This window comes from Sandaracinaceae bacterium (assembly GCA_020633055.1).
Classification (GTDB): domain Bacteria; phylum Myxococcota_A; class Polyangia; order Polyangiales; family Houyiibacteriaceae; genus JADJJE01.
In genome coordinates, this window is record JACKEJ010000024.1 from 1 (window position 1) to 6,022 (window position 6,022).

Below are 6,022 nucleotides of genomic sequence, written 5' to 3' on the forward strand. Positions count from 1 at the left end.
CCGCACATGACCACGTTCGTCTACGACGCGACCGCCAACGTCGTCCGGGGCTACCTCGACGGAGTGCTCGTCACCACGGTCGCCCAGGGGACCCCGTCGCTCAGCGGCACGGGGTCGCTGAAGGTCGGCGCCTACGGTGCCAACTTCGGCTTGCCCGCGGGCGGGGTGATGGACGAGTTCCGCCTGTACTCGAGGGCGCTCTCCGACGCGGAGGTCGCCACCCTCTACACCACGAGCGGCACCTGCTCCCCGTAGCGTGGGACTCGCCCACGCTCGCGGGCCCGTGAAGAGCCCTCTCGTCGGCGCGACGGACGTGTATGGTGCCAGTGTGTCGTCTCCCCCCAACGACCCAATCAGTGTGCCCGCTCCGGTGCACCCTGCCACGGCCATCGTCTACCCAGGCGCGCTCGCGCTCACGGCCGCTGCGGGCATGTACGCGTCGGCTAGCGCCTGGCCTCCCAAGGAGGTGTTCGCGGCGATGGCCGCAGCGGGCCTGCTGCTAGCCCTCGTGGTGCAGCTGGCCCTGCCGTATCGCATGCCGGCGGGTGCGTGGTGGCGCAAGGCCCCCAACGACATCGTCCACACCTTCCTGTCCAACATGCTGCCCGGCTCCGCCATGGAGGCGCTGCTCGTAGGTGGCCTCTTCGCGGCGTCCACACGCATCACGGCGTTGCTCGGTACTGCGCCGTGGCCAACGGACCAGCCCTGGGTGCTGCAGTTCGCGCTGGCCCTGCTGCTCGTGGAGCTCGTCTACTACGTGATGCATCGGTTGCTGCATCGTGTGGACGCGTTCTGGCACTTCCACGCCGTGCACCATAGCGCCACCGAGCTGTATCTCTTCGCGTCGTCGCGGCACCACCTGGTGAGCGTGACCATCAACCGGGCCGCCCAGTTTTGTGCGCTGGGCCTACTAGGGGTGCCCTCGGAGGTCACCGCGCCGCTGAGCGGCATGATCCTCGCCAACTCGTGGCTGCAGCACTGCGACGTGCGCCTCGAGACGCGGTGGCTGGACGGCCTGCTCGTGACTCCCGCGGTGCACCACTTCCACCACCACCGCGACTACGACCTCTCGAACACCAATTTCGGCGGCGCGTTGGTGCTGTGGGACAGGGTCTTCGGCACGTTCCACCGTCCTCAGGGCGAGCTTCCGGCGAGCTACGGTTTCGAAGGCATCCGCGAGAACTACGTGGTGCAGCTCGCGTATCCATTTCGCACCTTGATCGCTGGCAGCACGGACAGCGCGCCGCTCCCCCCAGCACCGGAAGGCTGAGCTGCCCGCCGCTGCTGGGGCAGGCTCTGGAACTTTCCGATGACCATCCCGCAGACCGTGTGGTACTCGTAACCCCCCCCCTTTTTTCCCGCGTGGAACGTCGTCGCAACACGTGACGGTCGCGTCGCGTGCCCCACGCAATGAATTCGACCGAGAAGAGAGACGTGAGTCTCGTTGGCGCCGCTTTGGCGCTGACATGGGCCAACCTGAGTGTTGTTGCCCCACTCTGGCATGAACTCGGTGAGCTGCTGCGGCTCGATGAGACGGCGATGGGAGCGGTTGGCGGCGTGGGCGGGCTCGCGATGCTGCTCTCGATGCCTCTCTGGGGCCGCCTGACGGACCGCTTCGATGCGCGCGCCGTTCTGATCGCGGGCCAGGTCATGGCGGGCGTGGCCTTCGCCGTCTGGGGCGCTGCGATCGCCTGGCTCGCCCACGCTGGCGCTTCTCCGCAGCTCAACTTCGCGCTGACCGCCGGCCTCCGAGCGGTCGCCAGCTTTGCCGTGGGGGGCGCCGCCGTGGCGTCGCTGCCGCTGGTGGCGGCGCTTGGCCGCAGCGCCCCTGCGCAGGCCATCGCGCGCTTCGGTGCGATGTCGTCGGTGGGCCTCGTGGGCGGGCCCGCCTTCGTGGCCTTGGCTCCGGGTCTCGCGTCCACCACGCGGCTAGAGCTGCTCGGAGCACTCACGGCGGCGTCGGGGCTCGCGGCGATGCGCCTGCCGCGTCCGACCGCACACCCGGATCACGGCGCGTCTGCGGTCGAGCCGCTGCCGTGGCGCTACCTCGGCGCAATGCTCCTCGGGCTCTTCGTCGTGAACCTGGGCCTCGCCCTGGTGGACTTCGGTTCCAGCTACTACGCGGTGGACGTCCTAGGTCTCGTTGGCGCCGATGCGGCGTGGACCTCCGGGGTGGGCCTCACGGTGGCCGCGGTCGCCAGCGGCGGCGCCCAAGCGGTCCTCGGCGGTCGCTCTGGCTGGCGCGTAGGCGCGACGGTCGCGGTCTCGGGTGCCGCCCTGTTGGTCGGCATGCTGCTGCTCTTGGCCGCGCGGACCGCCCCGCTTGCCTGGCTCGGCTACGCGGTCGCGGGCGTGGCGCACGGGCTCGCGATGCCCGCGTTGCAGACAGCCCTGCTCGCGGTGGTGCCGCCGCGCAGCCATGGGCGGGCCAGCAGCGGGTCCAGCGCAGCGCTCGGCCTCGCGTACATCGTCGGTCCGGTGCTCGCGGGCTTGCTGCACGGGTTCCACGCGCTGGGCACCGTCGCGTGCTGTGCCTTGTTGGGGGGCGCAATCCTTGCACAAGCACCGTGGGTGAGCCGGAGCGTGCAGCGCGGCGCTGCGGCCGTCGCGGCGGGAGAGGGTGGTCCGTGAACGACCGGGTGGACACACGCGCGCCGGCCGATGAAGGGGACCGTCTCTCGCGGTTCGACGCGCAGCACGGGCACCAAGCGCTCACAGCCGCCGAGATCACTCTGTTGCGTGGTGTGGACGTCTTCGCTGGCGTCAGCGACAGTGACTGGTCGCTTCTGGAGGGCGCACTTGAGCGCGTCTGGGCACCCGCGCAGTCGGAGGTGATGCGGGTGGGCACCCCGGCTGATGGCCTCTACGTGGTGGTCAGTGGCCGCTGCCAGGTGAAGACCCACGACGGCGAGCGTGAGCGCGTGTTGGCCGAGGTCCGGGCCGGCGAGGTGTTGGGCGAGATGTCGCTCTTGGCGTCGACCATTCGCACGGTCTCTGTTACGACGCTGCGGGACACGGTCTTTGCGAAGCTCCGCGCAGACTGGTTCACCGCGCACGCGCTCGAGGTGCCCGCCTTGTTGCTCAAGCTGGGGCGCATCGCCGCGCGCAGGGCGATGGACGCTGACACCGTGACACCCGAGCTGCGCGCCACCGCGAACGTCTTCGCGTTGCGAGCGCTCAGCCCAGACGTGAACCTGCCCCAGGTGGCCGTCGCCTTCAGGGATGCGCTCGCGCCGCTCGGGAGTGTGGCGCTTGTGGATGCCGACTGGAATCGCGAGGCCGAGCGCGGCGCGGGGCCTGTGACCCACTTGCTCAACGCCTTCGAGGACGAGAGCGACTTCGTCGTGTACGTGGATGACGGTGATGCCCACTGGTCTGCGCGCTGCGCGCGGCAGGCTGACCGGGTGCTTCTGGTGGGTGTTGGCACTGGGGTCGTTGCGCCGCCGCCACCACAGGTCGAGGACGCCGCCACCCACCACCTGCTGTTGCTCCAGCCGGACGAGGCCCGCGAGGCGTCCGGTACGGCTGCGTGGCTGTCCGCGCACGCGGTGGTCAGCCATCACCACGTCCGGCTGGGCGTGCCCAACGACATGCAGCGCGTCGCGCGCCTCCTGACGGGGTATGGCATTGGCGTCGCTTTCAGCGGCGCAGCGGCTCGGGGCGCGGCACACGTCGGCGTGTTGTTCGCGTTCGAGGAGCTGGGGCTGCCCATCGATATCGTAGCCGGGAACAGCTCGGGGGCTTCCATTGCAGCCAGCGTCGCTCAAGGCGCGTCGGCCGCCGTCACGCTTCAGCGCTATCGCTACTGCCTCGACGCGATCGGTCCGCGCTGGACCAACCTGGGCCCGCCCTTCGTGTCGCTCATGAGCGGCCGCGGCACCGCTAGCGCGTTGCGGGAGGTCTTCGGCGACGCGCGTATGGAGGACCAGTTCATCCCGGTGATCATGTCCGCCACGGATCTTGCTCGCGGCCAGCGCGTGGCCATCGACCGTGGCCCGCTTTGGCTGGGGCTGCGGGCTAGCGCGTCACTCCCAGCGTACTGGCCGCCCGTCTGTCAAGACGGGCAAGTGCTGGTGGACGGCGGGGTCATGGCGAACCTGCCCGTCGAGGCGCTCGAGCCCTCTTGCGCGTCGGGGCTCATGATCGCGTCCGACCTCGACATCAGCGGCAGCGAGACGTTCCGCGCATTTCAGGGCGTGGAGGAGTACGGTCACACCCTGTCGGGGTGGCGTGTGGCCTTCAGTCCAAAGGGCCGCTACCCCCGCCTCAACGAGGTCATCACCCACGCGATGTGCCTCAGCAGCTACGCCCACCGGGAGCTCATCATCGCGCTCTCCGCGCGTCCGAACGTCATCTTTGTGCGGCCCCGTGTCGAGGTCAGCGGCTTCTTCGGTCTCAGCAGCAACGAGGCGAGTGCGCTGGTCAAGGTCGCGCGAGCCGACGCGCTCGAGCAGGTGACGCCCGCCTGGAATCTGCATCGAGAGCGTCTGGGGAAGCCTGCCCGTCCTGTCGAACCCGTGGCAGAGCCCACCGCAACGAGCCCTTTCATGCCTAACACCAAGAGGCGCCGCTGGGTCAGGGCCGCGCTCGTGCTGCTGGTGCTGCTCGCCGCCTTCGTGGTGTGGGCCAACGTTCGCGCTGCGCAGCTACAGGCGATGCTGCGGCCCATTCCCGCGTCCACACTCCCGGTGCCCTTTCCCCTCTCCGAGAGTGAGCGTGCCGAGCTCGAGCCCGGCCAGGACCCGGACGTTGTCGCTCACGAGCGCGGCGTCGCGCGAGGGCGGCACGTCATGCGAGCGCGTCTCGGCTGCGTGGACTGCCATGGCGAAGACCTCAGCGGAGGTCCGGTCATGGACGTGCCCCTCATCGGGCGCGCCTTTGCCCCCAACATTACGCGCGGCGGTGTCACCCGCGCCTACAGCTCCGAGGACTGGGAGCGCATCGTTCGCCACGGCGTGCGTCCCAACGGGCTGGCCGCGCTGATGCCGGTCATGGAATCCGCCATGATCAGCGACCAAGAGGTGGCGGACGTCATAGTCTATGCGCGGTCGCTCCCCGCGCGGGAAGTGGTGCAGCCTGAGTCGGGCGTCGGGGTGCTCGGGGCGGTGCTGTTCGCCCTGGATGTCATGCGGTTCAGCGCCGACGAGGTGAGCCACAGCGCGGCGCGGCTCGTGCGCCCCCCGTCTCTCGCGGACCCTATCGCCTACGGCGAGCATCTGGCGCACACCTGCCGACCCTGTCACGGGTCCGACCTCGGAGGGGGACCCATCCCGGGGGGCGACCCGTCGTGGCCGGTGGCTGCGAACCTCACGTCGCACGCGGAGGGGCTCGCGGCGTGGACCCAGGACGACTTCGTCCGTCTGCTGAAGGAGGGCAAGCGCCCAGACGGGAGCGCGGTCAATCCCATCATGCCCTGGCGCATCTCGCGGCATATGCAGGACGCGGAGCTGCACGCCCTCTTTCTATATCTACGCAGCGTCCCACCCGTCGCGGGGCCCCTATGAGTCCTGGAGGTGCGTAGTCATGACCGGTTGGCCCTCGGTCCTCGCGCTGGCCGCGCTCGGTCTGGTGCTCGGTGAAGGGCCGCGGCGCGCCCACTCGTTGCGCCTGCGCTGGCGTTCGTGGTCGATCGAGCTCGGCGCTCTCGGGTAGGGTCGCCCTCAGCGGGCGGTCGGCGCGGGCCGGGTCGCCGTCAGGCGGCGCACCACCTCACCCGCCGTGTTGGTGATGGTGACCGGCCCGTAGGCGCGCATGGCCTCCGCGAACTGCGACGCCTCGCCCACCAGCACGATGACCATCTGCTCGGGGCGCACGTTGGCGCGCGCCGCGGCCAGCGCCTCCTCGGGCGTCACCGAGCGGATGCGCGTTCGGAAGGTCTCCCAGTAGTCGTCGGGCAGCCCGAAGCCGCGCAGCCCCGCCACCAGGCCGGCGATCTTGCCGGAGGTGTCGATGGTCAGCGGGAAGGAGTTGCTCAGGTACTGGCGGGCCAGCTGCGTCTCCTCGTCGCTCGGGGCCACGCTCG

5 protein-coding genes are annotated in these 6,022 nt (G+C 70.1%); 4 read left to right on the forward strand and 1 reads right to left on the reverse strand.

Features of this window, described 5'->3' with window-relative positions:
* From H6726_32705 to H6726_32720, 4 genes are all read left to right on the forward strand, one after another.
* On the forward strand, positions 1-255 hold a 255-nt coding region (locus H6726_32705; GenBank protein ID MCB9662446.1), incomplete at its 5' end, for a hypothetical protein.
* Positions 256-283: 28 nt separating this feature from the next.
* Positions 284-1,270, forward strand: coding sequence for a sterol desaturase family protein (locus H6726_32710; protein MCB9662447.1), 987 nt, complete (start codon positions 284-286; stop codon positions 1,268-1,270).
* 164 nt (positions 1,271-1,434) lie between these two features.
* Positions 1,435-2,631, forward strand: a complete 1,197-nt coding sequence (locus tag H6726_32715; GenBank protein MCB9662448.1) for an MFS transporter — start codon at positions 1,435-1,437, stop codon at positions 2,629-2,631.
* On the forward strand, positions 2,628-5,504 hold the full coding sequence (locus H6726_32720) for a patatin-like phospholipase family protein (protein MCB9662449.1): 2,877 nt from the start codon (positions 2,628-2,630) through the stop codon (positions 5,502-5,504). Before H6726_32715 ends, H6726_32720 begins: the two co-directional genes overlap by 4 nt.
* A gap of 156 nt (positions 5,505-5,660) precedes the next feature.
* Here H6726_32720 and H6726_32725 read toward each other — a convergent pair.
* Positions 5,661-6,022: insulinase family protein (locus H6726_32725; GenBank protein MCB9662450.1), on the reverse strand; the 362-nt coding region annotated here is incomplete at its 5' end.